Genomic DNA, 25,881 nt, shown 5'->3' with positions numbered 1-25,881 from the left:
CCGCGTGCCGGGTCGGCTGCATCCTGGTGTTTGACAGACGGGGACGCTGCTGGAACCCTGATCGAGACGAAAGGCTTCATCGTGAGCGACAACCGCATCCCCTCTCCCGGTGGCGAGCCGCCGTTGACACCGCCTCCTCCGCCCGCCGCCCCCACTGCCACGCCGGCGCTTCCCGCCGAACCGGTACGGCCCGGTCCGCAGCCGACACAGAGCCACCCGGGAGCCGCGCCGACCTATGCGCCTCCGGCGTACCCGGCCTACGGCGCGCAGCCGGCCGCGGCACCGCAGCCGGGATACGCTCCACCGCCCGCACCGCCCGGTTATGCCTCCCCTGCCGACTACGCCGCGCCCGCCTCTCAGCCCGGCTACGCCACACCTCCGGTACAGCCCGGCTACGCCCCGCCTGCCTCTCAACCCGGTTACGGCGCCTACCCGAGCGGGGGGTATCCCGCCGCCGCGTCTCGCCCCACCAGTCCGCTGGCTGTCACCTCACTCATCTGCGGCATCGCCGGGCTCGTCCTGATCTGGGCCATCATCCCGGTGCTGGCCTCGATCGCGGCCGTCATCACGGGGCACATGGCGCTCGGACAGATCAAGCGCCAACCCGGAGTCGGCGGGCGTGGGCTCGCCATCGCCGGTCTCATCCTCGGCTACGCGGTGGTCGCGATCGGTGCGTTCACGATCGTCAGCACCATCATCAGCTTCCTGTTCGTCGGGGTGTTCACCCTGCCGTTCCTGTTCTCGAGCTGAGTCGCCGAACGGCACGCCGGGAGGGCTGCACCGGCGTAGGCTTGAGACATCGTGAAGAACGCGCGTCAAGTCCCGGCCGTCACCTCACTGCCGCAGTCTCCGCGGGATGAGGCTGATCATCGTGTGCGCCGTTATGCCTTGACGATGACCATCCGCATCGTGTGCTTCGGGCTCATGGTGCTCGTGCAGCCGTACGGCTGGTACACGTGGGTATTCGGGATCGCGGCCGCCGTACTGCCCTACATCGCGGTCGTCTTCGCGAACGCGGGAAGCGACAGCACTGAGGCCACAGCGGAGTCTCCGGTGCGCGAGCTCGACACCCCTCGACCTGCTCCGATCGAGACCGAAGCTCCGGCTCCGCAGGTGTTCACGATCCACGAAGGCCCGAAAGACCGATGACTGACCTCGAGTGCTCGCGCGCCGGCTGCCGGAGCGCGGCGACCAGACAAGTGGTGTGGCGCAATCCCCGCATCCATGCCGCCGATCGCGAGAAGGTGTGGCTGGCGTGTGACGAGCACGTGGACTTCCTCCGCGACTACCTGGCCGCACGGGACTTCCCGGTGACCGTCCGCGACGGTGTTCCCGCATGAGTCGCCGTCTGACCAGGTGGGCGGTGTACGTGCTCATCGCCATCGGCTTCGCCATCGCGTGCGTCTTCCTGTCGAATTGGCAGTTCGAGCGGAACGAGACTCGTGCCGCCCAGATCGAACTCGTCGAGCAGAACTACGACGCGGACCCCGTTCCCCTCGCCGATGTCATCGGCGCTGACGGTGCGCTCGACCCCTCAGACGAGTGGCGCCCTGTGACGCTGCAGGGTGAGTACCTGGCCGACCAGCAACTGCTCGTGCGCAATCGACCGCACGGCGGTACGAGCGCCTTCGAGGTACTGGTGCCGTTCCGCGACGCTGATGGTCGCGTGTTCATCGTCGATCGCGGCTGGGTGGCGCCGGGCGAGGGTGCGGAGCCCGACTCTGTGCCGTCCCCGCCGGAAGGCGAGGCCGAGGTCACGGTGCGCCTGCGGCCCGGGGAGCAGCTGCCCGCATCGGGCCGGGGCGCACCGGAAGGTCAGGTGCCGACCATCCATCTGCCCTCGATCGCCGCGCTGACCGACGGGGATGTGATCACCGGCGCCTACGGCCGCGTCGTGACCGAGGAGCCGGCCGGCGCCGGCGCGCTGGGTGGCTTCGACTCCCCCACGGACGACCCGGGCCCGCATCTCTCCTACGCGATCCAATGGATCCTGTTCGCCCTCATGGGCTTCATCTTCATCGGCTACATCATCCGGACCGAGATCGTGAAGCACCGTGAGGACGTCGAGGGCGTCCCGACACCCGTGAAGACTCCACGGCGCAAGGACCACGACGCCGACGTCGAAGACGAGCTGCTCGACGTCCGCTGACCGACTCTCCCGGAGTCAGTCCATCCAGGGCGTCATCGTGCATGCCCAGCCGGTCTCCGTGCGCTCGTAGACGATCCGCGTGTGGTCTCGTTCCGGCGACCCCTGCCAGAACTCGACTCGTGCGGCGATGATCCGCCAGAGGACCCACTCCCCTGGGGTGACGCCCTCACGAGCGGCGGCGGAACGCGCAGCGAGGTCTGCCGCACTTTCCTCCGCGGAGGCCTCCTGGACCCGCCCGCGAACGCGCACCGCTCGCAGGAGGGGCTGCCACCAGAAGTTCAGTGCCGCCGCAGGATGCGCGCCGATCTGCGCACCCTTTCGAGAGGAGCGCGCTCCGGCGAAGGCCCATCCGCGCTCGTCGACGTCCTTGAGGATCAGTGAGCGCGCATCCGGCATGCCGTCTTCGTCGACCGTCGCCAAGGTGGCGACGTGTGGCTCGGGCACGCCTGCGGTGGCGGCCTTCCCGATCCAGTCGAGGAAGAGTGAGACCGGATCGTCAGGAAGGTCAGCGCGTACGAGAGGAGGCGCCGCACCGGTGAGCCCGGGCTGAGCACGCAGCCACCGACTGACCTCTGACGAAGGGAGCCCCTGCTGTGCCGACATGTTCCCGACTATGCCATGGGTGCTCCGGCTGCACGCCGGAAGGCTCAGGCGAGTTCCCTCAGCTCAGGACTATCGGTGATCGGGGTCAGGACGTCGAGCACCTCGCGGAGCGTCGCGATCCGACGGGTGTCGCCGGACCAGTTCTGGTGGCCGCCGTCGAAGTGCACGAACTCCGCGCCGAGATCCTCCGCGATCTCCCGGTCGTGATTGGTGTCTCCGATGACGAGCACAGCGCTCGGCGGGAGGCCGGATGCCGACAGCCACCGCGCGATGACGTCGTGCTTGGACGCGCGATACGGGTCGTCGATCGACAGCACGTCCTCGAACGCGTCGCCCAGATCGTACGGGGCCATCTGCTGCGCGAGTGCATCGGGAAGGGTCGCCGAAGCGAGCACCTGGCGGATGCCGCGCTCGTGGAGAGCCGCGAGCGTGGCGCGCGCATCGGGGTGGAGCTGCGCCTCTCCGACCCGCGCCGCGAGCAGTTCGAGGTAGGCCGTCGCGGCGGGCACGAATCTGTCATCGCCGAGCCCGACGGAGCCGTAGAAGTCCCGGATCGGGAATCGGAAGACCGATCGGTAGGCGTGCTCATCGGTCAGCGGATCGAGCGCGTGCTCCTCGAGCACGGAGTTCATCACCTGACGACAGATCTCCACGTCGTCGAGCAGCGTGCCGTTCCAGTCCCAGCACACGGCGCGGATGTGATCCATGCTCATGCCCTCACGCTACAAGCGGTCGCCGACATTGGGGCCACCGCTCATCGCGCCCACGCAGCGGACGATCCGCCGATGTTCCGACGATTCGCCGAGATATCCGCGGGGAAAGGTCGGAGGATCGTCGTCGCTTCGGAGGATCGTGCGCGCGTCAGGCGAGCTCGATGAGGTCCTGGTACTCCTGGCTCCAGATGTCTTCGACTCCGTCGGGCAGGATGAGCACGCGCTCCGGGTTGAGCGACTGCACGGCGCCGGGATCGTGCGAGACGAGAACGACCGCCCCCTCGTAATGCGCGAGAGCGCCGAGGATCTCCTCGCGCGAGGCGGGATCGAGGTTGTTGGTCGGCTCGTCGAGCAGCAGCAGGTTCGCCGAGGAGACGACGAGTGTGGCGAGCGACAGACGCGTCTTCTCTCCACCGGAGAGGACTCCCGCCGGCTTCAGCACGTCGTCGCCGGTGAACAGGAACGAGCCCAGCACCTTGCGCGCCTCGGTCTCGGTGATGTGCGGTGCGGCCGAGACCATGTTCTCGAGCACCGAACGGTTCACGTCGAGGTTCTCGTGCTCCTGCGCGTAGTAGCCGACCTTGAGGCCGTGCCCCGGCTCGAGCTGTCCGGTGTCGGGCTGGTCCACACCCGCGAGCATCCGCAGCAGCGTGGTCTTGCCCGCACCGTTGAGGCCGAGCACCACGACCTTCGAGCCGCGATCGATCGCGAGATCGACATCGGTGAAGATCTCGAGCGACCCGTACGACTTCGAGAGCCCGCTCGCCATCATCGGCGTCTTGCCGCAGGGCGCCGGCTTCGGGAAGCGCAGCTTCGCGACCCGGTCTTCCTGGCGGACCTCGTCGAGTCCGGCGAGCAGCTTCTCGGCGCGCGCGATCATCTGGTGCGCCGCAGCCGCCTTGGATGCCTTCGCGCCGAAGCGTGCCGCCTGCAACTGCAGGGTCGTGGCCTTCTTCTCTGCGTTGGCGCGCTCCTTCTTGCGACGCTCCTCGTCGGCCACCCGCTGGCGCAGGTAGTTCTTCCAGTTCATGTTGTACGTGTCGATGATCTGGCGGTTCGCGTCGAGGTAGAACACGCGGTTGACGGTCTCGCCGACGAGCTCGACATCGTGGCTGATGACGATCAGGCCGCCCTTGTACCCCTTGAGGAACTCGCGGAGCCACACGACGCTGTCGGCGTCGAGGTGGTTGGTGGGCTCGTCGAGGATCATCGTCTGAGCATCGGAGAAGAGGATACGGGCGAGCTCGATGCGGCGACGCTGACCACCGGAGAGCGTCGACAACGGCTGATCCAGGATCCGGTCGGGAAGCGACAGGTTGTTCGCGATGGATGCGGCCTCCGCCTCCGCCGCGTAGCCGCCCTGGGCCTCGAACTGCTCGGTCAGGCGGGCGTAGCGCTTCATCGCCTTGTCGGCGACGGCGGGGTCGTCCGAGCCCATCGCGAGTGCCGCCTCGGTCATCCCGAGGTTCAGCTGCCCGAGTCCGCGGGCATCGAGGATGCGCGTGCGCGCCAGGTCTTCGGGGTTTCCGGAACGCGGGTCCTGCGGCAGGTAGCCGAGCTCGCCGGACCGTGTCACACTGCCGCCGGAGGGCAGCACATCACCGGCGAGCACCTTGGTGAGCGTGGTCTTCCCGGCCCCGTTGCGACCGACGAGTCCGATCTTGTCTCCGTCGGCGACGCGGAACGAGACGTTCTCCATCAGCAGGCGCGCGCCAACGCGGATCTCGAGGTCGTGCACGGCAAGCACAGCGGACGTCCGTTCTTTCAGGGAGGGTGTTCGGCCGATCGGCCAGCCTCCCAGTATAAGCGCCATGGCCGGGAGCGGCGGTCAGCAAGATCAGCCCGGAGAGTGAGGCCCGCGATACCCCAGAGGGATGACCGCCCGGGTACGCGCTGCATAGCGTGCAGGAGTGGACATCCTCAACGAGCTCATCATGCAGGCCATCGCCTCGCCCTGGCTGTACCTGGTCCTGTTCACGGTCACCGTGATCGACGGCTTCTTCCCCCCGGTGCCGAGCGAGACGGTGCTCGTGGCGGCCGCGGCCGTCGCCGCGTCCACCGGCGACGGGAATCTGCTTCTCCTCGGTGCGGTCGCCGCGATCGGCGCGGCGATCGGCGACAACATCGCCTTCGTGATCGGCCGACGGCTCGGCACCACGCGCTTCGCCTGGATGAGACGCCCCCGTGTGGCGGCGACATTCGCCTACGCTCAGCAGGCGCTCGATCGGCGCAGTGCCACCCTCATCCTCGGCGCCCGCTACATCCCGGTCGGACGCGTCGCGGTCAACATGTCCGCCGGGGCTCTCGGGTTCCCGTGGCGGCGTTTCCTGCCCCTGAGTCTGATCGCCGGTGCCAGCTGGAGCGTCTTCAGCCTGGCGATCGGCCTGCTCGCCGGCGCCTGGATCAAGGACCAGCCGCTGCTGAGCGCCGGTCTCGGCATCGTCATCGCGCTCGTGATCGGCTTCACGATCGACCGCATCGCCGCGGCCCGGCGCCGCCGCGCTCCCGCGCCGCAACTGGCAGGATGACAGTCATGGCACGCCGCCGACAGCGCACACCGCTGCGCCAACGGATCAGCCGTCGCACCTTCGCCCTCGGGGCGCTGGGTGCGGCGGTCGTGGCGTTGTACGCGATCCTCGTCCCGCTCCAGACCGTCCTGTCCGGCACGCCGCTGCCTCTGTCGTTCATCCTCGGCGCGGCGCTGTGCGTCTCGCCTGTGCTCGCGATCAGCCGCCCGGTCTGGGCGATCGGCTTGTTCACCGTGGGAGCACTCACCCTGCCACTCACGGTCGTGCCGGAACTCGCGATCCAGTCGCCGTGGCCCTGGTCCGTCCCCGCCCTCCTGACCTTCGCCCTGTTCGTCGGGGTGGTCACATTCCTCCATGGCGCACGGCTCGGTGCCTTCGCACTGATCCTCGGCGCGATCGCATCGCTTCTGGCGCCGGGGCTCCGCCCCGACATGGTGGCCACGCCGGAGTCATCCGCCAGCGCCACGGCCGACCTCATCGTCACGACAGCGGTGGCATCCGCGGTGTACCTCATCGCGGCGCTCGTCGCCGGGAGGGTCCGGGTCGCTGCCGAGCTGACGCGCGAGAAGGAGCACAGCGCGCTCGAGGAGGCCCGGCGCGCGCTCGTCGAGGAACGCACGCGGATCGCGCGCGAGCTGCACGACGTGGTCGCACACAGCATGTCCGTGATCCAGGTGCAGGCGTCGACCGCCAAATATCGCATTCCCGCGCTCAACGACGCGGCGACAGCCGAGTTCGACGACATCGCTGCGACCGCCCGCGGCTCGCTGGCCGAGATGCGGCGGATGCTCGGGGTGCTCCGCACCGAAGACCAGACCGCCGAGCTCGCTCCCCAACAGGGCATCGACGACATCCCGGCGCTGGTCGACACCATCCGCCGCGCGGGGGTCGAGGTCGGACTCGTGCTCGAGGGCGGCGAGGCCGCAGCAGCCGCGACACCCTCGGTGCAGATCGCCGCGTTCCGCATCGTCCAGGAGGCGCTGAGCAACGCCGTGCGGCATGCGCCCGGTGCCCGCATCGCCGTGCAGCTGCGTGCCGAGGCCCGCAGCATCCGCATCCGTGTGCACAACGGCGCACCGCCCCGCACGCCCGACGGCCCCGGCGGGGGCTACGGCCTGCGCGGGATGCGCGAACGCGCCGAGATCCTGGGCGGCAGCCTTTCGGCCGGCCCCTCATCCGATGGCGGCTGGGACGTGGAGGCCTTGCTCCCCCTGGATGCGGACGGTTCCGATGCGGGCGCAGCCGCTTCTCTCGACAAGGAGACCCCGTGACGATCAGCGTCCTCATCGCCGACGATCAGGCCATGGTCCGTGCGGGTTTCGCCGCTCTCCTCGATGCCCACGAGGGCATTCGGGTGTCCGGGCAGGCGGCGAACGGCGCCGAAGCCGTCGCCCTGGCGGCGCGTCTGGATCCCGACGTGATCCTGATGGACGTGCGCATGCCCGAACTCGACGGGATCGAAGCCACCCGGCGGATTCTCGGCCCGTCGTACCCCGCCGCGCATGTCCCCCGGATCCTGATGCTCACCACCTTCGACATCGACGACTACGTGTACGACGCGCTGGAGGCCGGAGCCAGCGGGTTCCTGCTGAAGGACGCACTCCCCGAGGAGCTCGTGCACGCGGTGCGCGTCGTCGCGAACGGGGATGCGCTCCTCGCGCCGAGCGTGACCCGACGAATCATCGAGCAGTTCGCCGGCCGCAGGCCCCGTGCACCTCGCCCGACCACTGCGCTCGCCGAACTCACCGACCGTGAGCGGGAGGTGCTGGTACTGATCGGGAAAGGGCGCTCGAACACCGAGATCGCGGCCGACCTCTTCATCGCGGAGCAGACCGTCAAGACCCATGTCGGCAAGGTACTCGCCAAGCTGAACCTCCGCGACCGCGTGCATGCGGTGATCCTCGCCTACGACACCGGACTGGTCGAGCCGTCCTCCTGACTCACACCGTCGTAGGGGGTCGTAACGGCACCCGAGGGTGATGCATCCGCGGACACGGCATCCATAGTCTCCTGGGACACCGCTCCCGAGGAGGACTCATGACCACCGTCCAGGCACCCACTGCCGGCATCATCGCGCCTCCGCAACGCGCGTCCCGTGACACCGGGATCGACTTCGTCCGGGCGCTCTGCGTCGTCGGCGTGGTCCTGCTCCACTCGATCATGGTGGGCGTCACCGTCGACGCGTCCGGCCCCGTGTTCGAGAACGCCAGCGACGGTACCGGGTGGATCGCACCGCTGAGTTGGCTCCTCCAGGTGATGCCGCTGTTCTTCGTCATCGGCGGGTTCTCCGGGCTCCTCGCCTACCGTCGGCTGCGGGAGCGCGGCGGGAGCGCCCTCGGGTTCGTGGCCGGGCGACTGCATCGTCTGCTGCGACCCGCCGTCTTCACGATCGCCATCGTCGGCGTCGGGCTCGCGCTGCTCACGGTCTTCGGTGTACCCGCCGATCTGATCGCGACCGCGGGCTTCCGCTACGGTCAGCCGCTCTGGTTCCTCGGCGTCTTCCTCCTGTGCCAGGCGCTGCTTCCCGCATTGGCCGCCGCCCACGAGCGCGCCCCCTACCGCACGATCGGTGCTCTCGTCGCGGCATCCATCGCCGTCGACGTGTTGCGCGCCGCGACCGGGCTCGAGGGCCTCGGCTTCCTGAACCTCGCCTTCGTGTGGATGACGCTGCAGCAGCTGGGGTTCTTCCTCGCCGACGGACGCATCGGGCGCCTGAGTCGACGCGTCCGGGCCACCGCGGGCCTCGGCGCCCTGCTCCTGCTCGTCGCAACGTTCCTGACCGGGGTGTACTCCCCCGACCTCATCGCCAACATCAACCCGCCGACTGCAGCCCTCCTGCTCGTCGGCGTCGCACACACCAGCCTGCTCTCCCTGCACCGCGAACGCATCGAGCGGTTCAGCCGCCGACCGCGCGTGGCGGCATTCACGGCGTTCGTGACGGTGCGCACCATGACGATCTATCTCTGGCACATGCCTGTCCTGCTGGTGATGGCCGGCGCGACCGCCGTGTATGCCCTCTTCACGGGCGTCGCGCTCCCGTCGCTCGACAGCGCGGACTGGTGGGCGGCCCGACCGCTCTGGCTCGCGACCGCGCTCGCGCTGACCGCACTCGTCGCTGTGGCCTTCAGCCGTTTCGAGTCACAGCCCGCGCCGCAGGCCACCGGTTCGCTACCCCGCCTCGTCGCGGGAGCGCTGAGCGGCCTGGTCGGTGTCCTGATGCTCCTGGTACTCGGCACATCCGTCGCGACCGCTCTGATCGCGGTCGCCCTGATCCTCGCGGCGCTCCGACTCGCGTCTCAGACGACGCCGCTGCCGCCGGTCGGAGTGCGCACGCTCGTCCCCGCATAGGGTCAGCCCAGGCCCCGTGCTGCCAGCGCGTCACCGACATCGTCCGCGTGTCGGAGGGCGAGAACGAGCAGGGGCACCACGGCGCGCACGCCCAACCGCACGTCGCGGGCTCGCGACGCATCCCGCACGCGCTCCGCGAAGCCGGCGATCACGGGGATCGTCGTGATCGTGAGCGAGATCGTGAGCGCCACCGCGTCGGGATCGACTCCCCATCGCTGGAACGGGCGCAGGATGCCCTGCAGCACCTCCACGAGATCCGCCATCCGGGTCGTGAGCGTCAACAGGCTCGCGAGCAGGAGAATCGTCACGACGCGCCCCGTGCCGACCCACGCCGCGAGAGGCGAGACGAAGACCCCGAGCGCCGCGGCGAGCACGACGATGATCCAGCGCAGACGCCAGATCTCGAGCAACGGCACCCGGATGGGCATTCCCCCGATGCCGTACAGCGCGAGGACCGCCGCGAGCGAGAGAGGGATGCTCACCGCGTCGTGGGGGTACAGCGACAGAACGAGTGCTCCGATCGCCAGCGCGGCGAGCTTGAGCCCGGCAGGAGCGCGATGGAGGATGCTGCTTCCGGGACGGTAGAGCGCGATCAACCGCACGCTCGACGATAGGCCGCGATCACGGTCGACGGCTCTCCGGACGCCGTGACCCGCCCGTCTTCGAACAGCATCGCGGCCTCACAGCGCGCGGCCAGTTCGAGGTCATGTGTCACCACGACGACCTGGGCCCGCTGTGCCAGGAGCAGGTCGCCGATGCGTCGGGAGTTGCGCAGGTCGAGGAGTGTCGTCGGTTCGTCCGCGACGATGAGCTGCGGTTCGGTGGCCAGTACTGCGGCCAGGGCGAGCATCTGCTTCTGGCCCCCCGACAGGCTGGATGCGGGGACATCCGCGTGGTCCGCCAGACCATGCACGGCGAGGGTGTCTCTGACGCGGTCGGCGACCTCGGCCTTCGCCCGGCCGCGCAGGGACAGCGCGATGTCTTCGGCCGGGGTGGGCATGAGGATCTGCGCATCGGGGTTCGTGAACACGAATCCGACGCGGCGGCGGAGGGCGGCGCGGTCACGCACCGTGTCGAGGCCGTGCACCCTCACCTCGCCGGCGCTCGGAGTGACGAGTCCGTTCAACAACCGGGCGAACGTGGACTTCCCCGACCCGTTCGCACCGATCACCGCGATCGTCGGAGCCGTCAGCGAGGCGGTGACCTCTCGCAGCACGGGGCGACCGTCGAGCACCACCGAGACCGCGTCCACGGCGATCGTCGCGACACCCGTCTCTCCTGTGCGTGTCATGCGGATCCCTCCGACGCGTTTCTCCTGAACACCGTTCACCTGAACGTCGTTCACTATAATCGGAGGATGAGCCCGGAGACGAATCAGGCACGGCACGACCGCGACAGCGTCGCCCGGAGCGCGCTCGCCCTCCTCGACGAAGTCGGGCTCGCCGACCTCTCGATGCGGCGCATCGCCGCCCGCCTGGATGTACAGCCCTCTGCCCTCTACTGGCACTTCACCAGCAAGCAGGAGCTGCTCGCCGAACTCGCCGACCGGATCACCGCATCGATCCCCCGCGGCAGCGACGGCGTGCTGGCAACCGCCCGAGGCATCCGCGACGCCCTCTTCACCCACCGCGACGGCGCCGAACTGGTCCTCAGCACCTATGCCCTGCAACTCGGCTCCTCGCACGCGCAGTCGGTGCTGACCGCGGCACTGGAGGCCCACGGCGCACCCGACGCCGCTGACCGGGGCGCGGCGATCCTGCACTTCGTCCTCGGACACGCCACCCTCGTGCAGCAGCGCATGCACGCCGACAGCCACGGTGCGCTGCCCACCGCCGGGGAGATCGACGTCACGGCCGGCCTCGACCGTGTCTTCGACCTCGGAGTGACTGCGCTCGCGGGGGTGCTCAGCGCACCGGCGACTCCGCCGCGTGCCCGAGCCTGAGTCCGGGAACGATCGCGAGAGCGACGAGTCCGACGCAGAAGGCGAACACCGCACCGAAAGCACCCGCCTCACCTCCGAGGGATGCCACCGCGAGACCGGCCAGCGCGATCGCGACGGCCGAACCGGTGGCGTCCGAGATCGACAGGGCAGAGGAGTTGAATCCCTGATTCGTCTCGTCCGAGTACGCGAGCGTCAGGACGGTCAACCGCGGGTACAGCAGCCCCATCCCGCCACCGGCGAATGCCCAGCCGAGCACCACCACCGCCGCCGAGACGTCGAAGAGCGCGGCGACGAGGACGCAGAGCAGCGCCACCAGGAGCGAGCCGAGACTGATCAGCGTGATGCGGTGATTCCCCAGACGCTCACCGTATCGCCCCTGCAGCGCCGAGGCGCCGGCCCAGGCCAATGCCGCCAGCATCAGTGCGACTCCCGCCCACGTCGCACTGAAGTCGAACTTCTTCATCAGCAGGTACGGGATGTAGGCCTCAGCGGCGAAGAACGCACCCGCCACGATGCCGCGCATCAGCACCACGCTCGGCAGCCCCTGGCCCGCGCGCAACGTGCGCCGTGGCAGCAGCGGGAGCACGGCGAGTCCGATCGCGACGACGGCGCCGAGCGCGACCGGCCAGCCGACCGACGGTGCCATGTCGGCAGAGAAGCCGATCACGACGGCGAGAACGGCCACGACCACGGCGAGTGCGAGGCGCACGACGAGGGCGCGTCGGTTCTGCGGCTCCCCCTGCCCCAGGTCGACACCACGGAGGCGGACAGCGATCATCACGAATGCGGCGCCCGTCAGCACCGCGACGCCCAGGAACGCCCATCGCCAGTCGAGGTACTCCGCGACGGCCCCGGCCAGGAATGGTCCGACCATCGACGGCACGACCCAGGCCGCGGCGAAGGCGGCGAAGATCCTGCCGTGCAGATGAGGCGGATACAGCCGCGCCACCACCACGTAGAGCGCGACGGTCTGCCCGCCGGTGCCGAGACCCTGGACGAGTCGTCCGATCAGGAACTGATGCATCGTCACGGCGAAGCCCGAGACGAGAAGACCGACGATGAAGAGCGTGACGGCGACGTACAGGGCGCCGCGCGGTCCGCGGGCGTCCGACCACGCGCCCGTGGCGACCATGCCGATCACACTCGTCGCCAGGGTGCCGGCGAAAGCAACGGCGTAGAGGGCCTCGCCGTGGAGAGCCTCGCTGACGATCGGCATGACCGTCGTCACCGCGAGTGCCTCGATGGCGGCGAGGAAGATCAGGGCGACCGCGCCGAGGGTCACCCAGATGCGTTGGCGGTCCCAGATCGTCGCGGCGTCGACCGGAGTCGTCATCGGCCCACGAGCGCCGCGATGCGCTCGATCGCCTCAGTGATGATCTCCGGGGAGGTGCCGAAGTTCAGCCGCACATGGCCCGCACCCTCGGCGCCGAAAGCCGGTCCGAAGTGCAGGGCGACCTTCGCGTCGCGCAGGATGCGTCGCGCGGGATTGTCGCCCCAGTCGAGCGCGGTGAGGTCGATCCACGCGAGGTACCCGGCGTCCGGAATGCGATAGCGCGCATCCGGCAGGTGAGCCGCCAGAAGGTCCTCGAGCAGCACTCGATTCTCATCGAGGGTGCGCAGCAGCCCATCCAGCCAGGGGTCGCTCTCTTCCGAGAATGCGGCCAAGGCGGCGAGCAGACCGAACTGTCCGGTACGCCACTCCACCTCGACGGGCAGGCCGCGCACGACCTCACTCGTCGCGTCGTCGGCGGTGACCATCAGGGCACACTTCAGACCTGCGAGGTTGAACGCCTTGCTGGCGCTGACGACTGCATAGCCGACGCGCCGGGCCGCATCGCTCACGGCGAGGAACGGCGTGAACCCGGTTCCCGGTTGCGCGAGCGGCGCATGGATCTCGTCCGAGACGACGGCCGCCCCGAACTCATCCGCCAGGTCCGCGAGCGCGGCGAGGCCGTCGCGGTCATGCACCGTGCCGGTCGGGTTGTGCGGGTTGCAGAGCAGGATCGCCGTCGCTCCGTCGTCGAAGGCCGCACGGATGCCGTCGAGATCGAGTTCCCATCGGGTTCCCGTGTCACGCAGCGGGACGCGCTCCACCTCTGCGCCGGCCTCGGCGACCAGGTCGTAGAACGGCGGATACACCGGAGGGGTCACGACGACCCGCTCCCCCGGCTGCGTCACACGGCGGAGGATCTCCACGATCCCCATGCTCACGTCCGCCGTGCTCCGCATGCGCGCGGGGTCGGGCTCCCAGCCGTAGCGTCGGTTCGCGAAAGCGGCGAACGACTCGGCGAGCGGTGTGCGCGATGCGACATACCCGGTGTCACCGATCTCCACGGCGCGCCGCAGCGCATCCGAGATCGCCGGCGCCAGCGGGAAGTCGGTCTCGGCGACGAACAGCGGAAGCACATCGTCCGGGTACTCACGCCACTTCTCGCTGCTGCGCTCGCGGAGCTCCGCCAGAGGCAGTGCCTTCACCTGAAGCATTCGTTCTCCCGAGGTTCCGAAACGCGTCATCGTCGTATCGTCGGATCCGACGCGCGCGTCGTCGTGCCGCCTCGCGGCAGCGGTCCCGTGCGGATCAGATCGCGAAGCCGAGCGCGCGCATCATGTCGCGCCCGTCGTCCGTGATCCGCTCCGGACCCCACGGCGGCATCCAGACCCAGTTGATGCGGAATCGATCGACGACGCTGTCCAGAGCCTGAGCGGTCTGGTCCTCGAGCACGTCGGTGAGCGGGCAGCCAGCGCTGGTCAGCGTCATGTGGATGACGAGAGCATCGTTCTCGTCATCCCAGGCGAGGTCGTAGATGAGGCCGAGGTCGACGACGTTGATCCCGAGCTCGGGGTCCATGACGTCTTTGAGAGCCTCGGTGACCGCGTCGTACTTCTCGTCCGTGAGGGTCGCTGTCATGCGATCAGCCTACGCCTCGATGGGGGCTGCAGGGTCGAGGAAACGGTCGTATCCCTCGTTCTCCAGCCGGTCTGCGAGCTCAGGGCCGCCCTCTTCGACGATCTTCCCCGCGACGACGACGTGGACGAAGTCGGGGCGGATGTAGCGGAGGATGCGGGTGTAGTGCGTGATCAGCAGTACGCCGAGTCCGGTGGACTCCTTCGCGCGGTTGACGCCCTCGGAGACGATCTTGAGCGCGTCGACGTCGAGACCCGAGTCGGTCTCGTCGAGGACTGCGAACTTCGGCTTCAGCACCTCGAGCTGCAGGATCTCGTGGCGCTTCTTCTCGCCGCCGGAGAAGCCCTCGTTGACGTTGCGCTGCGCGAACTTGGGGTCCATGCGCAGGTTCGACATGGCCGCCTTGACGTCCTTGGTCCAGCCGCGGATCGCCGGCGCTTCACCGTCGAGTGCAGTCTTCGCGGTGCGGAGGAAGTTCGTCACGGTGACGCCGGGGATCTCGACCGGGTACTGCATGGCGAGGAAGAGCCCGGCGCGGGCGCGCTCGTCGACCGTCATCTCCAGGACGTCCTGGCCGTCGAACGTGATCGACCCGGAGGTCACCGTGTACTTCGGGTGACCGGCGATCGTGTAGGCCAGGGTCGACTTGCCCGAACCGTTGGGGCCCATGATGGCGTGGGTCTCACCGGTGTTCATGGTGAGGTTGATTCCGTTGAGGATCGGGGTGGTCCCCGCATCGGTCTCGACCGTCACATGCAGGTCGCGGATCTCGAGAACAGACATTCTTCAAACTTCCTTAATAACAGTCGGATCGATGAGCACGTCGTCGCCGTCGATCTGGACGACGTAGACCGGGACGGGCTCATATGCGGGGAGATTCTGGGGCTTGCCGGTGAGCAGCGAGAACGCGGAGCCGTGAGCCCAGCACTCCACCGTGTCACCTTCGACGAAGCCTTCGGACAGCGAGATGTCGCCGTGGGTGCAGGTGTCGCCGATGGCGTGGATGACTCCCTCGCCGTCTTTGATCACCGTGATCGGCACGCCGCCCGGGTCGACACGCAGCGGCATGTCCTGCTCGAGGTCGGCGACTCCGCAGACGCGTTCGGCGGTCATGCACTCACCTCGGCCAGCTCCGCCTCGATCGCCGCCAGCAGCTCGGCCTCGAGGGCGGGGATGCCGAGGCGCTGCACGATGTCGGTGAGGAAGCCGAGCACGACGAGCCGACGTGCCTCCTCCTCGCTGATACCGCGCGCCTGCAGGTAGAACAGCTGCTCGTCGTCGAAACGACCCGTCGCACTCGCGTGTCCGGCGCCGAGGATGTCGCCGGTCTCGATCTCGAGGTTCGGGATCGAGTCGGCGCGGGCGCCCTCGGTGAGGACCAGGTTGCGGTTCGCCTCGTAGGAGTCGGTACCCGTGGCATCGGCACCGATCAGCACGTCGCCGATCCAGACGCTGTGTGCGCCCTGACCCTGCAGCGCGCCCTTGTAGAGGACGTCGCCCTTGGTGTGCGGTCCCTTGTGGTGCAGGTACACCTGGCTCTCCAGATGCTGCCCGGCGTCTGCATAGGACAGGCCGTAGAGGTACCCCTCGGAGCCTGCGCCTGCGAGCTCGACGTTCGGGTTGACGCGCACGACGCCGCCGCCGAAGCTCACGACGAAGTGCTTGAGCGTCGCATCCGCACCGACCCGTGCCTGGTGTGCAGACGCATGGACCGCGTCATCCGCCCACTGCTGCAGGCTGATGACCGACAGCTTCGCGCCGTCGCGGACGATGATCTCGACGTTCTGTGCGTACTGGGCGGACCCGGTGTGCTGCAGGACGACGGTCGCCGAGCTGTGCTCGAGCGCCTCGATCACGATGTGCGCATCGGCACGACGGTCGGCTCCGAGACCGGCGATGGAGACGAAGATCGGCTCTGCGACCTCTTCCTCGCGCGGGATCCGCACGTGGAGGGCCTCGGCGGATCCCTGCCAGGCCACGGCCGCGGTGACGTCTTCGGCGAGGAAGACCTCGCCGCGGGGGGCGGTACCGATCGCGAGCGGCGCGGCGATGTACTGCTCCCCCGCGTTGATCGTGTAACTCACACCGTCGTTCTGCGGAGCCACCTCGAACAGCGAGGTGAGCTGCGCGACGGGTGTGTGCTTCCAGTTGACCTCGCGCCCGGTGGGGGCGCCGAAGTCGGCCGGCTCGAAAGAGTGCGGACGCTCGGAGCGGGTCTGCACCGGGACGAATCCGGCCGCGGCCACCTGGGCGGCGGGGTCGATGTGCGCGTTCGTGTGCTGCGCCTCGGCAGGCGCTGTCGTAGCGGCGGTCACTAGCCGACCGATCCTTCCATGCCCATCTCGATGAGCTTGTTCAGTTCCATCGCGTATTCCATCGGCAGTTCCCGCGCGATCGGCTCGATGAAGCCGCGCACGATCATCGCCATCGCCTCGTCCTCGGGCATGCCGCGGGACTGCAGGTAGAACAGCTGCTCCTCGCTCACCTTCGAGACCGTGGCCTCGTGGCCGAGCTGCACGTCGTCGACACGGATGTCGATCGCCGGATAGGTGTCGGAGCGGGACTTCGTGTCGACGAGCAGAGCGTCGCAGCGCACGGTGTTCGCAGAGTGGTGTGCCGCGGCGTCCACGCGTACCTCACCGCGATAGCCGGCACGTCCTCCGCCGCGGGCGATCGACTTCGAGACGATCGACGACTGCGTGTAGGGCGCCATGTGGATCATCTTCGCGCCGGCGTCCTGGTGCTGACCGGGACCGGCGAAGGCGACCGACAGGGTCTCGCCCTTGGCGTGCTCGCCCATCAGATAGATCGACGGGTACTTCATCGTCACCTTGGAGCCGATGTTGCCGTCGACCCACTCCATGGTCGCACCCTCGTACGCCACGGCACGCTTGGTGACCAGGTTGTAGACGTTGTTCGACCAGTTCTGGATCGTCGTGTAGCGAACGCGGGCGTTCTTCTTCACGATGATCTCGACGACGGCCGAGTGCAGCGAGTCCGACTTGTAGATCGGGGCCGTGCAGCCCTCGATGTAGTGGACGTAGCTGTCCTCGTCGGCGATGATCAGGGTCCGCTCGAACTGGCCCATGTTCTCGGTGTTGATACGGAAGTACGCCTGCAGCGGGATCTCGACGTGCACGCCCTTGGGGACGTAGACGAAGGAGCCGCCCGACCACACGGCCGTGTTCAGCGCGGCGAACTTGTTGTCACCGGCGGGGATGACCGAGCCGAAGTACTCCTCGAAGAACTCGGGGTGCTCGCGCAGGGCCGTGTCGGTGTCCATGAAGATGACGCCCTGCGCCTCCAGGTCCTCGCGGATCTGGTGGTAGACGACCTCGGACTCGTACTGGGCTGCCACACCGGCCACGAGCCGCTGACGCTCGGCCTCGGGGATGCCGAGGCGCTCGTAGGTCTCGCGGATCTCGGCGGGAAGGTCTTCCCACGTCTGCGCCTGCTTCTCGGTGGAGCGGACGAAGTACTTGATGTTGTCGAAGTCGATCTCGCTGAGGTCGGCGCCCCAGGTCGGCATCGGCTTCTTCCCGAAGAGCTGGTACCCCTTGAGACGGGTCTTCAGCATCCATTCGGGTTCGCTCTTGAGTGCAGAGATTCCTCGCACGACCTCTTCCGAGATCCCGCGTTTGGCGATGGCGCCGGCGGCGTCTTCATCGTGCCAGCCGAATTCGTACACCCCCAGACCGTCAAGCTCCGGGCGGTCGATCAGTACATCCGACATCCAACACTCTCCTCACAGGTCCCAAACGGTGTCATCCGCCCCGACACACCTGATCCCCGTCGAGTCTGCGGGAGCGGGTGCCGTTGGTGGGCCCTCATCACCGGCGCTTCCATCGCGCCTAAACTGTTGTCGATGCTTCAGCGCGGTCAGCGCTCATCGCAACAATCCGATTCTACAGGTTCCGCCTGACAGACGGGCCATGCCCGCAGGTTCCAGCGCGGTCCGGAGGACTAATGCCCGAGACGACGATCCCCGCCTCCACTCCGACGCAGACGGCTCCGCCCCGTTCTGCTCCGTGGGGACGCGCGCTGACGGTCTTCGCCTGGCTCTCCTTCCTCAGCGAGACCATCATCATCGGCACCGGCGGCGCGGTGCGCCTCACCGGATCGGGCCTCGGATGCTCCGACTGGCCGCTGTGCACACCGGACTCCCTGGTCCCGATCCTCGAAGTGCAGGGCATCCACGGCATCATCGAGTTCGGCAACCGCCTGATGACGGGCGTGGTCGGGATCATCGCGCTGGCCGTCGTGCTGCTGGTCCTGCACCTCTTCAGCGGGAAGCGCGGCCTGGTCACCGCGCTCTGGTACGCCGCCGGCGGCATCGTGGCGGCCGTCGCCGCGTTCGGCATCGCCGCCCCCTTGCACTTCCCGGCCTCCCCCATCGCGCTCGGCGTGCTCTTGATCGCCGTCATCGCGGCGGCGGTCCGCTCCATCCGCACGACGCCCTCCCGACGTGACCTGGTCCTACTGGCCTGGCTCGTGCTCATCGGCGTGGTCGCCCAGGCGCTCGTCGGCGGCATCACGGTGCTGACCGGCCTCAACCCCTTCATCGTGGGCTTCCACTACACCTCGTCCCTGCTGCTCGTCTGCATCACGGCGGCGTTCCTGGTGCGCCTGAAGACGGACGGCGGACCCCGTGAGCGCGCGGTTCCCGCGTGGTTCGCGGCTGTCACCCACGTGACCGGCCTCGCACTCGCCGTGACGATCGTCTTCGGCGTGCTGACGACCGGGTCGGGTCCCCATTCCGGCGACGCGGATGTGCTGCGGCACGGCTTCGACGCGACCGTGCTCGCCCACGTGCACTCGTGGCCCGGCTACATCCTGGCCACCCTCGTGCTGTTCCTCACGGTCGCCGCCTGGGTGCTGCGCCTGGAGCCGCGGCGCTGGCTGCTCGTCCTGGTGCTGGCGATCCTGGTGCAGGTCGGTGTGGGGGTCTGGCAGGCACGTGAGGGACTCCCTCCGCTGCTCGTCGGCATCCACATGGTGCTCGCCTCGCTCTCGGCCGCCGCGTACACCGTGGTCGTGCTCCATCTGAAGCGCCGGGTCCCCGCCGAGGCCTGACCCCGCACAGGCGATCCACAGCTCGCACATCGCCGACTCATCAGCGTGTCCGCGATCGTGGACGACATGAACAAGTCACTCTCACGCAGCATCGGATTCTGGCTCCTCCTGGTCGTGTCCCTCGCCACGACAGCTGTCGGCGGATGGCTCATCTCCGGTCAGATCGGGACGATGACGACCACCCTGCTCGACGGCACGGCCACGGGCGTCGAGGTATACGTCGGCCAGTCTCTCGTCGTCGTGGGCGCAGGCGTCCTCGCGGCCGGAATCGTCGGCATCCTGCTCACCCTCGGGCTCGTCGCGGCACGCTCGCTCGTCCCCGCTCCCGCCCCGGCCGTCGTCGAGGCGATCGACTGGACCGCCGAGACCGCACAGCCTCAGGCCGCGGCCGAGACCGCAACGTCCGAAACCACCGCATCCCCCGAGGCAGCGCCGACGTACGACACGGCGACAGTCGACGAGGTGCCCGCCGCTGACGCGCACGACACGGCTCGGGACGACGCTCCCGCCGGCGACGCGAAGCCGGACGACTCGACGATCACACGCTGATCTTCTGAGCGGAAAGAACGACGGAGCGGCGCCGAGGAATCGGCGCCGCTCCGTCGTTTCAGAAGCTTCGGGTCAGAACGGCAGCAGCGGGTCGATCGCGACCGCGACGAAGATCAGCGTCAGGTAGGTGATCGAGGCGTGGAACACGCGCATGGGCCGCGGCTCGGTGCCGTGGACGGCACGGTTGTAGAGCCGGTGCGACTCGTAGATGAACCATCCGCCGAAGACCGTGGCGGACACGGTGTACACCAGACCCATGTTGGCGATCGGGACGAGAAGCAGAGAGCACGCCACCGTCGCCCACGCGTAGAGGATGACCTGGAGGCCGACCTGCGAGGCGTTGCGGGTGACACCCAGCATCGGCACGTCGACGTCTTCGTAGTCGTCCTTGTACTTCATCGACAGCGGCCAGTAGTGCGGTGGCGTCCAGAGGAAGATCAGGAGGAAGAGGACGAACGCCGGCCAGTCGAGCGAGCCGGTGACGGCGGACCAGCCGATGAGCACGGGGAAGCACCCGGCGATGCCGCCCCAGATGATGTTCTGCTCGGTGCGGCGCTTGAGGATCATTGTGTAGATCACGACGTAGAAGAAGATCGCGGTCGCGGACAGGGCTGCGGCGAGCCAGTTGGTCGTGGCGAGCAGCCAGACCGTCGAGACGATCGCGAGCGTCCAGGAGAAGATCAGCGCGCCGCGCGGGCTGATCTCGCCCGTGACCAGCGGTCGATTCTCGGTGCGGTGCATGTGCGCGTCGATGTCACGATCGAGGTACATGTTGAATGCGGCGGCGGAACCGGCGCTCAACGAGCCGCCGATGACGGTCGCCAGCACCAGCCACAGGTTGGGCAGTCCGCCCTGCGCCAGGAACATCACCGGAACGGTCGAGACGAGCAGAAGCTCGAGGACACGCGGCTTGGTCAGCGTGACGTAAGCCTTCACCGTGCGACCGATGGACGACTTCCTCACGGTCTGATCAGACATCGTCGAGATCTCGATCGCCTCCTCCGCACATGTGACCGGACAACCTCTCCAGTCTATGACACCGGATGACGTCATCCGCGCCGTCCACTCGCGTAGCACGACAGTCGTCTTCGCTATGCTGAAAGCACTCGCGCGCCCGGCGCTGCGCACACCCCTCCACCCGTCTCCGCGACGGTGCAGGATGCGCCAGGGAAGTTGCGGATGCGCCAGGGAATAAGGGCGCCCTCGAAACTGTCGGAAAGGGCATGAACGTGTCGGAATTGCAGTGGGATGAGATCGATCGACGCGCGGTGGACACCGCCCGAATCCTGGCGGCCGATGCCGTCGAGAAGGTCGGTAACGGTCACCCCGGCACGGCCATGAGCCTCGCTCCGGCCGCGTACCTCCTCTACCAGCGCGTGCTGCGCCACGACCCGACCGACGTCGACTGGCTGGGCCGCGACCGCTTCATCCTCTCCGCAGGACACTCCTCGCTCACGCAGTACGTGGAGCTCTACCTCGGTGGCTTCGGACTGGAGCTCGATGACCTCAAGGCGCTGCGCACGTGGGGCTCCCTCACCCCGGGTCACCCGGAGTACGGCCACACCAAGGGCGTCGAGATCACCACCGGCCCGCTCGGTCAGGGTCTCGCCTCCGCCGTCGGCTTCGCCTACGCCGCCCGCTACGAGCGCGGCCTGTTCGACCCCGAGGCGGCCGCCGGCACCAGCCCGTTCGACCACTTCGTCTACGTCGTGGCCGGGGACGGCGACCTGCAGGAGGGCGTGACCAGCGAGGCCTCCTCGCTCGCGGGCCACCAGCAGCTCGGCAACCTGATCGCCATCTACGACTCCAACCAGATCTCGATCGAGGATGACACCAACGTCGCCTTCACCGAGGACGTCGCGAAGCGCTACGAGGCCTACGGCTGGCAGGTGCAGACCGTCGACTGGAAGAAGACCGGTGAGTACGTCGAAGACGTCGCCGAACTGTTCGCCGCGATCGAGGCCGCCAAGGGCGAGACCTCGAAGCCGTCGCTCATCATCCTCAAGACGATCATCGGATGGCCGTCGCCCGGCAAGCAGAACTCCGGCAAGATCCACGGTTCCGCTCTCGGAGCCGACGAGCTCGCTGCCACGAAGAAGGTGCTCGGCTTCGACCCCGAGCAGACCTTCGTGGTCGCCGACGACGTACTCGCCCACACCCGCGGTCTCGCGGCTCGTGCCGCCGAAGCCCGCGCCGCCTGGCAGGAGTCCTTCGACGCCTGGGCCGCCGCGAACCCCGAGAAGAAGGCGCTCCTCGACCGTCTCGAGGCACAGGAGCTCCCCGCCGACATCACGGCCGCGCTCCCGGTGTTCGAGTCAGGCAAGGAGGTGTCGACCCGCGCCGCATCCGGCCAGGTCATCAACGCCCTCGCCGCCGAGCTTCCGGAGCTGTGGGGCGGTTCGGCCGACCTCGCCGAGTCGAACCTCACCACGATCAAGGGGGCGCCGTCGTTCATCCCGGCCGAGTGGTCGACCCATGAGTGGTCGGGCAACCCGTACGGACGGGTGCTGCACTTCGGCATCCGCGAGCACGCCATGGGCGCGATCGTCAACGGCATCGTCCTGCACGGCAAGACGCGCGCGTTCGGCGGCACGTTCCTCATCTTCAGCGACTACATGCGTCCCTCGGTGCGTCTCGCCGCCCTCATGAACATCCCGAGCATCTTCGTCTGGACCCACGACTCCGTCGCCCTCGGTGAGGACGGACCGACGCACCAGCCGATCGAGCAGCTCGCGACGCTCCGCGCGATCCCGAACTTCACGGTCGTCCGCCCCGCCGACGCCAACGAGACCTCGGCCACCTGGCTCGAGATCCTCCGTCGCCACGAGGGACCGGCCGGCATCGCGCTGACCCGCCAGAACATCCCGGTGTTCGAGCGCGGCGAGGGTGCAGCCTCCGGCGACACGTTCGCTTCGGCGGACAACGCGGCCAAGGGCGCCTACGTCCTCGCCGAGGCGCCGAACGGCACGCCGGACGTCATCATCGTGGCCACCGGCTCGGAAGTGCAGCTCGCCGTGAACGCCCGCGAGGCGCTGGCCGCCGACGGCGTGAACGTCCGCGTGGTCTCCGCTCCGTCGCTCGAGTGGTTCGACGAGCAGGACGAGGCCTACCGCGAGAGCGTGCTTCCCGCATCCGTCACCGCTCGCGTCTCCGTGGAGGCGGGCTCCGTGCTCTCCTGGCGCGGAATCGTGGGCGACCGCGGCCGCTCGGTCGGTATCGACCACTTCGGCGCCTCCGCCGATTACAAGACCCTGTTCGAGAAGTTCGGCATCACGACCGAGGCCGTCATCGCGGCCGCACGCGAGACCATCGCCGCAAACAGCACCAAGGAGAACGCATGAGCACCCCCACCGCACAGCTCGCCGCCGCAGGTGTCAGCATCTGGCTCGACGACCTCTCCCGCACCCGCATCGACTCCGGCAACCTCGCCGAGCTGATCTCGTCGCGCAACGTCGTCGGCGTCACGACGAACCCGACGATCTTCGCGAACGCGATCACCGACAAGAGCAACACGTCGTACGACGCACAGGTCACCGAGCTCGCCGCCTCCGGTGCGAGCGCCGAGGAAGCGGTGTTCGCCGCCACGACCCAGGACGTCGGCGCCGCACTCGATGTGTTCCGCCCCGTCTGGGAGGCCTCGGGACATGTCGACGGCCGCGTCTCGATCGAGGTCTCCCCCGACCTCGCCCACGACACCGCGGGCACCGTCGCTCAGGCCAAGGAGCTGTGGTCGAAGATCGACCGCCCCAACCTCCTCGTCAAGATCCCGGCCACCAAGGCAGGGCTTCCGGCGATCACCGAGGCGATCGCGACCGGCATCAGCGTCAACGTCACGCTGATCTTCAGCCTGGAGCGCTACGCCGAGGTCATCGACGCCTACCTGACCGGTCTGGAGCGCGCACACAGCGCCGATTTCGACCTGTCGAGCATCCATTCCGTCGCCTCGTTCTTCGTGTCTCGTGTCGACACCGAGACCGACAAGCGGCTGTCGGCGATCGGCACCCCCGAGGCCGAGGCACTCAAGAGCAAGGCCGGGCTCGCGAACGCGCGCCTCGCTTACGAGCTCTTCGAGCAGAAGTTCGCGGAGAAGCGCGCCCAGGACCTGATCAAGCTCGGCGCGAACCTGCAGCGTCCGCTGTGGGCCTCGACCGGCGTCAAGGACCCCGCGCTCCCCGACACCCTGTACGTGACCGAGCTGGTCGCCGACGGCGTGGTGAACACCATGCCCGAGAAGACCCTCGAGGCGACGTTCGATCACGGCGTCATCACCGGCGACACCATCACGGGCGGATACGCGGAGGCGCACCAGGTGTTCGATGACCTCGCCGCCGTGGGCATCGACCTCACCGACGTCACGCAGGTCCTGGAGGATGAGGGCGTCTCGAAGTTCATCGACTCCTGGCACGACCTGCTGGGTCAGGTGGCCGAGGCTCTGGAGTCCCAGCGATGACCTTCTCGATCCACACGTCCGGCGCGGCGCGAGCCGCGATCGATGAGACCGTGCCCAGCCTGGTCCACGATCTCGTCGCCTCGCGCATCACCGGGGGCGACCCCACCCTCTGGGGTGCGGCCGCCGAGGCCGAGGCCGCCGTGCGCCTCGGCTGGGTGGAGGCCGTCTCGGTCTCCCGCCCGCTCGTCGCCGATATCGTCGCCCTGCGCGCCGATCTGAACGCCAAGGGCGTCACCCGCGTGATCCTCGCCGGCATGGGCGGCTCCTCGCTCGCGCCCGAGGTCATCGCGCAGACCGCGGGTGTGCCGCTGACGATCCTCGACTCCACGGCCCCCGGCCAGGTGCTCGCCGCTCTCGACGAGGGGCTCACCGACACCGTGCTGGTCGTGTCGTCGAAGTCGGGCTCCACCGTCGAGACCGATTCGCAGCGCCGCACGTTCGAGGCCGCGTTCCGCGATCTCGGAATCGACCCCGTGGAGCGCATCGTCGTCGTGACCGACCCGGGTTCGCCGCTCGATGTCTCGGCCCGCGAAGCGGGATACCGCGTCTTCAATGCGGACCCGAACGTCGGCGGCCGCTACTCGGCACTCACCGCTTTCGGCCTGGTGCCTTCGGGCCTCGCGGGCGTCGACATCGACGAGCTGCTGAACGAAGCCGAAGCGTCTTCGCTCGAGGTCGCGGTGGACTCCGCCGAGAACCCCGCGCTCCGCCTCGGCGCAGCGATCGCCGCAACGAACCCGCGACGCGACAAGCTCGGTCTGATCACCGACGGCACGCACATCAAGGGTCTGCCGGACTGGATCGAGCAGCTCATCGCCGAATCCACCGGCAAGGACGGCACCGGCATCCTCCCGGTGGTCCTGCTCCCGGTCTCTCCTGAACTCGACCCGGTGCCCGCCGACCTGCAGATCGTCCGCCTGGTCGACGACGCCAACGAGTTCCACCTGCACGAGCGCCACGAGGGCGAGATCCTCGTGAGCGGCACCCTGGGTGCGCAGCTCATCGTCTGGGAGTATGCGACCGCGATCGCCGGTCACCTGCTCCGGATCAATCCTTTCGATCAGCCTGACGTGGAGTCGGCGAAGATCGCCGCCCGCGGCCTTCTCGATGCCCGTCCGGAGCCGACTGCTCCGGCATTCGTCGAGAACGGTGTCGAGGTGCGTTTGTCCGACACCGCCCTAGCCGCCTCCGGCACCGTCGAAGGTGTGCTCGATGCGCTCTGGGCCCAGCTCCCCGCCGATGGCTACGTGTCCATCCAGGCATACGTCAACCGCCTCGAGGTTCCGCAGCTTCAGGGCCTGCGCGAGCTCGTCGCCGCGGACTCGGGTCGCCCCACCACGTTCGGATGGGGCCCGCGTTTCCTGCACTCGACCGGCCAGTATCACAAGGGCGGACCGGCGCAGGGCGTGTTCCTGCAGATCCTGGAGCGCACCGAGGTCGATCTCGAGATCCCGGATCGCCCGTTCACCTTCGGGCAGCTCATCCAGGCCCAGGCCGCCGGTGACGCGGCCGTGCTCGCCGAGCACGGCCGCCCGGTCGTCACGCTGACGATCACCGAGTCCTCGGACGACGTGCTCGCCCTCTTCGAAGCCGCACAGAAGTAACAGCAGGAGAATCCCCC

Annotated in this window: 27 protein-coding genes; 14 read left to right on the top strand and 13 right to left on the bottom strand. The window is 68.5% G+C overall.

Translation table 11 applies throughout. From position 1 onward, the window contains the following. The first annotated feature begins 81 nt into the window (after positions 1–81). Genes ACCO44_RS11845 through ACCO44_RS11830 form a run of 4 tightly spaced genes read left to right on the top strand, consistent with a single transcriptional unit; the run spans position 82 to position 2,149 of the window. Positions 82–750, top strand: a complete 669-nt coding sequence (locus tag ACCO44_RS11845) for a DUF4190 domain-containing protein (RefSeq protein WP_372466671.1) — start codon at positions 82–84, stop codon at positions 748–750. Positions 751–801: 51 nt separating this feature from the next. Continuing rightward, positions 802–1,149 carry a DUF3099 domain-containing protein gene (locus tag ACCO44_RS11840; RefSeq protein ID WP_029261771.1) on the top strand — a complete coding sequence of 116 codons (348 nt, stop codon included), beginning with the start codon at positions 802–804 and terminating at the stop codon, positions 1,147–1,149. Further along, entirely contained in the window at positions 1,146–1,340 is a 195-nt protein-coding gene (locus ACCO44_RS11835) for a hypothetical protein (protein WP_029261770.1), read from the top strand. The genes ACCO44_RS11840 and ACCO44_RS11835 overlap by 4 nt, the downstream gene beginning before the upstream one ends. Then, positions 1,337–2,149, top strand: a complete 813-nt coding sequence (locus ACCO44_RS11830) for an SURF1 family protein (protein ID WP_372466669.1) — start codon at positions 1,337–1,339, stop codon at positions 2,147–2,149. Before ACCO44_RS11835 ends, ACCO44_RS11830 begins: the two co-directional genes overlap by 4 nt. Positions 2,150–2,164: 15 nt before the next feature. Here ACCO44_RS11830 and ACCO44_RS11825 read toward each other — a convergent pair whose 3' ends face one another. The 3 genes from ACCO44_RS11825 to abc-f form a co-directional block, all read right to left on the bottom strand. Then, the gene (locus ACCO44_RS11825) at positions 2,165–2,752 is read right to left on the bottom strand and encodes a pyridoxal 5'-phosphate synthase (RefSeq protein WP_372466668.1); all 588 of its coding nucleotides are present in this window, start codon (positions 2,750–2,752) and stop codon (positions 2,165–2,167) included. 44 nt (positions 2,753–2,796) lie between these two features. After that, the gene (locus ACCO44_RS11820; RefSeq protein WP_262001051.1) at positions 2,797–3,465 is read right to left on the bottom strand and encodes an HAD family hydrolase; all 669 of its coding nucleotides are present in this window, start codon (positions 3,463–3,465) and stop codon (positions 2,797–2,799) included. Between the two features lie 148 nt (positions 3,466–3,613). Then, positions 3,614–5,212, bottom strand: coding sequence for a ribosomal protection-like ABC-F family protein (gene abc-f / locus ACCO44_RS11815; RefSeq protein ID WP_029261766.1), 1,599 nt, complete (start codon positions 5,210–5,212; stop codon positions 3,614–3,616). Between the two features lie 163 nt (positions 5,213–5,375). On the opposite strand from abc-f, the gene ACCO44_RS11810 reads away from it, so the two are divergent. The 4 genes from ACCO44_RS11810 to ACCO44_RS11795 all read left to right on the top strand — a co-directional run bounded on the left by ACCO44_RS11810 (position 5,376) and on the right by ACCO44_RS11795 (position 9,341). Further along, on the top strand, positions 5,376–5,993 hold the full coding sequence (locus ACCO44_RS11810; RefSeq protein WP_372466667.1) for a DedA family protein: 618 nt from the start codon (positions 5,376–5,378) through the stop codon (positions 5,991–5,993). 5 nt (positions 5,994–5,998) lie between these two features. Continuing rightward, positions 5,999–7,264 carry a sensor histidine kinase gene (locus tag ACCO44_RS11805; protein WP_372466666.1) on the top strand — a complete coding sequence of 422 codons (1,266 nt, stop codon included), beginning with the start codon at positions 5,999–6,001 and terminating at the stop codon, positions 7,262–7,264. Further along, positions 7,261–7,932, top strand: coding sequence for a response regulator transcription factor (locus ACCO44_RS11800; RefSeq protein ID WP_105710077.1), 672 nt, complete (start codon positions 7,261–7,263; stop codon positions 7,930–7,932). The genes ACCO44_RS11805 and ACCO44_RS11800 overlap by 4 nt, the downstream gene beginning before the upstream one ends. A gap of 98 nt (positions 7,933–8,030) precedes the next feature. Continuing rightward, positions 8,031–9,341: an acyltransferase gene (locus ACCO44_RS11795; protein ID WP_372466665.1), complete on the top strand. Its 1,311-nt coding sequence runs from the start codon at positions 8,031–8,033 to the stop codon at positions 9,339–9,341. A gap of 2 nt (positions 9,342–9,343) precedes the next feature. Here the strand turns inward: ACCO44_RS11795 and ACCO44_RS11790 are convergent, their stop codons facing one another. Further along, on the bottom strand, positions 9,344–9,943 hold the full coding sequence (locus ACCO44_RS11790; protein WP_372466664.1) for an energy-coupling factor transporter transmembrane protein EcfT: 600 nt from the start codon (positions 9,941–9,943) through the stop codon (positions 9,344–9,346). Continuing rightward, positions 9,934–10,632, bottom strand: a complete 699-nt coding sequence (locus tag ACCO44_RS11785; protein WP_372466663.1) for an energy-coupling factor ABC transporter ATP-binding protein — start codon at positions 10,630–10,632, stop codon at positions 9,934–9,936. The genes ACCO44_RS11790 and ACCO44_RS11785 overlap by 10 nt, the downstream gene beginning before the upstream one ends. A gap of 66 nt (positions 10,633–10,698) precedes the next feature. Between ACCO44_RS11785 and ACCO44_RS11780 the strand changes: the two genes are divergently transcribed. Next, positions 10,699–11,283 carry a TetR family transcriptional regulator gene (locus ACCO44_RS11780; protein ID WP_262001055.1) on the top strand — a complete coding sequence of 195 codons (585 nt, stop codon included), beginning with the start codon at positions 10,699–10,701 and terminating at the stop codon, positions 11,281–11,283. Here the strand turns inward: ACCO44_RS11780 and ACCO44_RS11775 are convergent. The 7 genes from ACCO44_RS11775 to sufB all read right to left on the bottom strand — a co-directional run bounded on the left by ACCO44_RS11775 (position 11,246) and on the right by sufB (position 17,921). Continuing rightward, positions 11,246–12,616 carry an MFS transporter gene (locus tag ACCO44_RS11775; RefSeq protein ID WP_372466661.1) on the bottom strand — a complete coding sequence of 457 codons (1,371 nt, stop codon included), beginning with the start codon at positions 12,614–12,616 and terminating at the stop codon, positions 11,246–11,248. The genes ACCO44_RS11780 and ACCO44_RS11775 overlap by 38 nt on opposite strands. Beyond that, positions 12,613–13,767 (bottom strand): MalY/PatB family protein, encoded by a 1,155-nt coding sequence (locus ACCO44_RS11770; protein ID WP_372469403.1) that lies wholly within the window; start codon positions 13,765–13,767, stop codon positions 12,613–12,615. Before ACCO44_RS11770 ends, ACCO44_RS11775 begins: the two co-directional genes overlap by 4 nt. Positions 13,768–13,861: 94 nt before the next feature. Continuing rightward, positions 13,862–14,191 carry a metal-sulfur cluster assembly factor gene (locus ACCO44_RS11765; protein ID WP_021200756.1) on the bottom strand — a complete coding sequence of 110 codons (330 nt, stop codon included), beginning with the start codon at positions 14,189–14,191 and terminating at the stop codon, positions 13,862–13,864. Positions 14,192–14,200: 9 nt separating this feature from the next. Next, positions 14,201–14,971, bottom strand: a complete 771-nt coding sequence (gene sufC, locus ACCO44_RS11760) for a Fe-S cluster assembly ATPase SufC (RefSeq protein WP_029261756.1) — start codon at positions 14,969–14,971, stop codon at positions 14,201–14,203. A gap of 3 nt (positions 14,972–14,974) precedes the next feature. Beyond that, positions 14,975–15,301, bottom strand: coding sequence for a non-heme iron oxygenase ferredoxin subunit (locus ACCO44_RS11755; RefSeq protein WP_017830403.1), 327 nt, complete (start codon positions 15,299–15,301; stop codon positions 14,975–14,977). After that, positions 15,298–16,503, bottom strand: a complete 1,206-nt coding sequence (sufD, locus tag ACCO44_RS11750) for a Fe-S cluster assembly protein SufD (RefSeq protein ID WP_372466659.1) — start codon at positions 16,501–16,503, stop codon at positions 15,298–15,300. Before sufD ends, ACCO44_RS11755 begins: the two co-directional genes overlap by 4 nt. Continuing rightward, positions 16,503–17,921, bottom strand: a complete 1,419-nt coding sequence (gene sufB, locus ACCO44_RS11745) for a Fe-S cluster assembly protein SufB (RefSeq protein WP_029261754.1) — start codon at positions 17,919–17,921, stop codon at positions 16,503–16,505. Before sufB ends, sufD begins: the two co-directional genes overlap by 1 nt. A gap of 233 nt (positions 17,922–18,154) precedes the next feature. Here sufB and ACCO44_RS11740 point away from each other — a divergent pair, with 233 nt between their 5' ends. Beyond that, positions 18,155–19,261, top strand: a complete 1,107-nt coding sequence (locus ACCO44_RS11740; protein WP_372466658.1) for a heme A synthase — start codon at positions 18,155–18,157, stop codon at positions 19,259–19,261. Between the two features lie 66 nt (positions 19,262–19,327). Next, the gene (locus tag ACCO44_RS11735; RefSeq protein WP_372466656.1) at positions 19,328–19,810 is read left to right on the top strand and encodes a hypothetical protein; all 483 of its coding nucleotides are present in this window, start codon (positions 19,328–19,330) and stop codon (positions 19,808–19,810) included. Positions 19,811–19,882: 72 nt separating this feature from the next. Here ACCO44_RS11735 and ACCO44_RS11730 read toward each other — a convergent pair whose 3' ends face one another. Then, positions 19,883–20,788 carry a heme o synthase gene (locus ACCO44_RS11730; RefSeq protein WP_301114313.1) on the bottom strand — a complete coding sequence of 302 codons (906 nt, stop codon included), beginning with the start codon at positions 20,786–20,788 and terminating at the stop codon, positions 19,883–19,885. A gap of 251 nt (positions 20,789–21,039) precedes the next feature. Here ACCO44_RS11730 and tkt point away from each other — a divergent pair, with 251 nt between their 5' ends. Genes tkt through ACCO44_RS11715 form a run of 3 tightly spaced genes read left to right on the top strand, consistent with a single transcriptional unit; the run spans position 21,040 to position 25,864 of the window. Beyond that, positions 21,040–23,151 (top strand): transketolase, encoded by a 2,112-nt coding sequence (gene tkt / locus ACCO44_RS11725; RefSeq protein WP_105710363.1) that lies wholly within the window; start codon positions 21,040–21,042, stop codon positions 23,149–23,151. Then, the gene (gene tal, locus ACCO44_RS11720) at positions 23,148–24,260 is read left to right on the top strand and encodes a transaldolase (RefSeq protein WP_029261749.1); all 1,113 of its coding nucleotides are present in this window, start codon (positions 23,148–23,150) and stop codon (positions 24,258–24,260) included. Before tkt ends, tal begins: the two co-directional genes overlap by 4 nt. Beyond that, complete coding sequence (locus tag ACCO44_RS11715) at positions 24,257–25,864, top strand: glucose-6-phosphate isomerase (protein WP_372466653.1); 1,608 nt, start codon at positions 24,257–24,259, stop codon at positions 25,862–25,864. The genes tal and ACCO44_RS11715 overlap by 4 nt, the downstream gene beginning before the upstream one ends. Positions 25,865–25,881 lie beyond the last annotated feature (17 nt).

Source organism: Microbacterium maritypicum (genome assembly GCF_041529975.1).
Taxonomy (GTDB): domain Bacteria; phylum Actinomycetota; class Actinomycetes; order Actinomycetales; family Microbacteriaceae; genus Microbacterium.
Note: the sequence above shows the minus strand (reverse complement) of the source record. Positions and strands in the feature narration are given on the sequence as shown.

Excerpts from the sequence above, each read along its gene's own strand:
- ACCO44_RS11730 (WP_301114313.1), bottom strand. The coding sequence starts at position 20,788 with ATGTCTGATCAGACCGTGAGGAAGTCGTCCATCGGTCGCACGGTGAAG.
- sufC (WP_029261756.1), bottom strand. The coding sequence starts at position 14,971 with ATGTCTGTTCTCGAGATCCGCGACCTGCATGTGACGGTCGAGACCGAT.
- ACCO44_RS11825 (WP_372466668.1), bottom strand. The coding sequence starts at position 2,752 with ATGTCGGCACAGCAGGGGCTCCCTTCGTCAGAGGTCAGTCGGTGGCTG.
- ACCO44_RS11755 (WP_017830403.1), bottom strand. The coding sequence starts at position 15,301 with ATGACCGCCGAACGCGTCTGCGGAGTCGCCGACCTCGAGCAGGACATG.
- ACCO44_RS11835 (WP_029261770.1), top strand. The coding sequence starts at position 1,146 with ATGACTGACCTCGAGTGCTCGCGCGCCGGCTGCCGGAGCGCGGCGACC.
- ACCO44_RS11805 (WP_372466666.1), top strand. The coding sequence starts at position 5,999 with ATGGCACGCCGCCGACAGCGCACACCGCTGCGCCAACGGATCAGCCGT.
- ACCO44_RS11770 (WP_372469403.1), bottom strand. The coding sequence starts at position 13,767 with ATGCTTCAGGTGAAGGCACTGCCTCTGGCGGAGCTCCGCGAGCGCAGC.
- ACCO44_RS11820 (WP_262001051.1), bottom strand. The coding sequence starts at position 3,465 with ATGAGCATGGATCACATCCGCGCCGTGTGCTGGGACTGGAACGGCACG.
- ACCO44_RS11780 (WP_262001055.1), top strand. The coding sequence starts at position 10,699 with ATGAGCCCGGAGACGAATCAGGCACGGCACGACCGCGACAGCGTCGCC.
- ACCO44_RS11795 (WP_372466665.1), top strand. The coding sequence starts at position 8,031 with ATGACCACCGTCCAGGCACCCACTGCCGGCATCATCGCGCCTCCGCAA.
- ACCO44_RS11775 (WP_372466661.1), bottom strand. The coding sequence starts at position 12,616 with ATGACGACTCCGGTCGACGCCGCGACGATCTGGGACCGCCAACGCATC.
- ACCO44_RS11715 (WP_372466653.1), top strand. The coding sequence starts at position 24,257 with ATGACCTTCTCGATCCACACGTCCGGCGCGGCGCGAGCCGCGATCGAT.
- sufB (WP_029261754.1), bottom strand. The coding sequence starts at position 17,921 with ATGTCGGATGTACTGATCGACCGCCCGGAGCTTGACGGTCTGGGGGTG.
- ACCO44_RS11765 (WP_021200756.1), bottom strand. The coding sequence starts at position 14,191 with ATGACAGCGACCCTCACGGACGAGAAGTACGACGCGGTCACCGAGGCT.
- ACCO44_RS11830 (WP_372466669.1), top strand. The coding sequence starts at position 1,337 with ATGAGTCGCCGTCTGACCAGGTGGGCGGTGTACGTGCTCATCGCCATC.
- ACCO44_RS11785 (WP_372466663.1), bottom strand. The coding sequence starts at position 10,632 with ATGACACGCACAGGAGAGACGGGTGTCGCGACGATCGCCGTGGACGCG.
- ACCO44_RS11735 (WP_372466656.1), top strand. The coding sequence starts at position 19,328 with ATGAACAAGTCACTCTCACGCAGCATCGGATTCTGGCTCCTCCTGGTC.
- tal (WP_029261749.1), top strand. The coding sequence starts at position 23,148 with ATGAGCACCCCCACCGCACAGCTCGCCGCCGCAGGTGTCAGCATCTGG.
- ACCO44_RS11740 (WP_372466658.1), top strand. The coding sequence starts at position 18,155 with ATGCCCGAGACGACGATCCCCGCCTCCACTCCGACGCAGACGGCTCCG.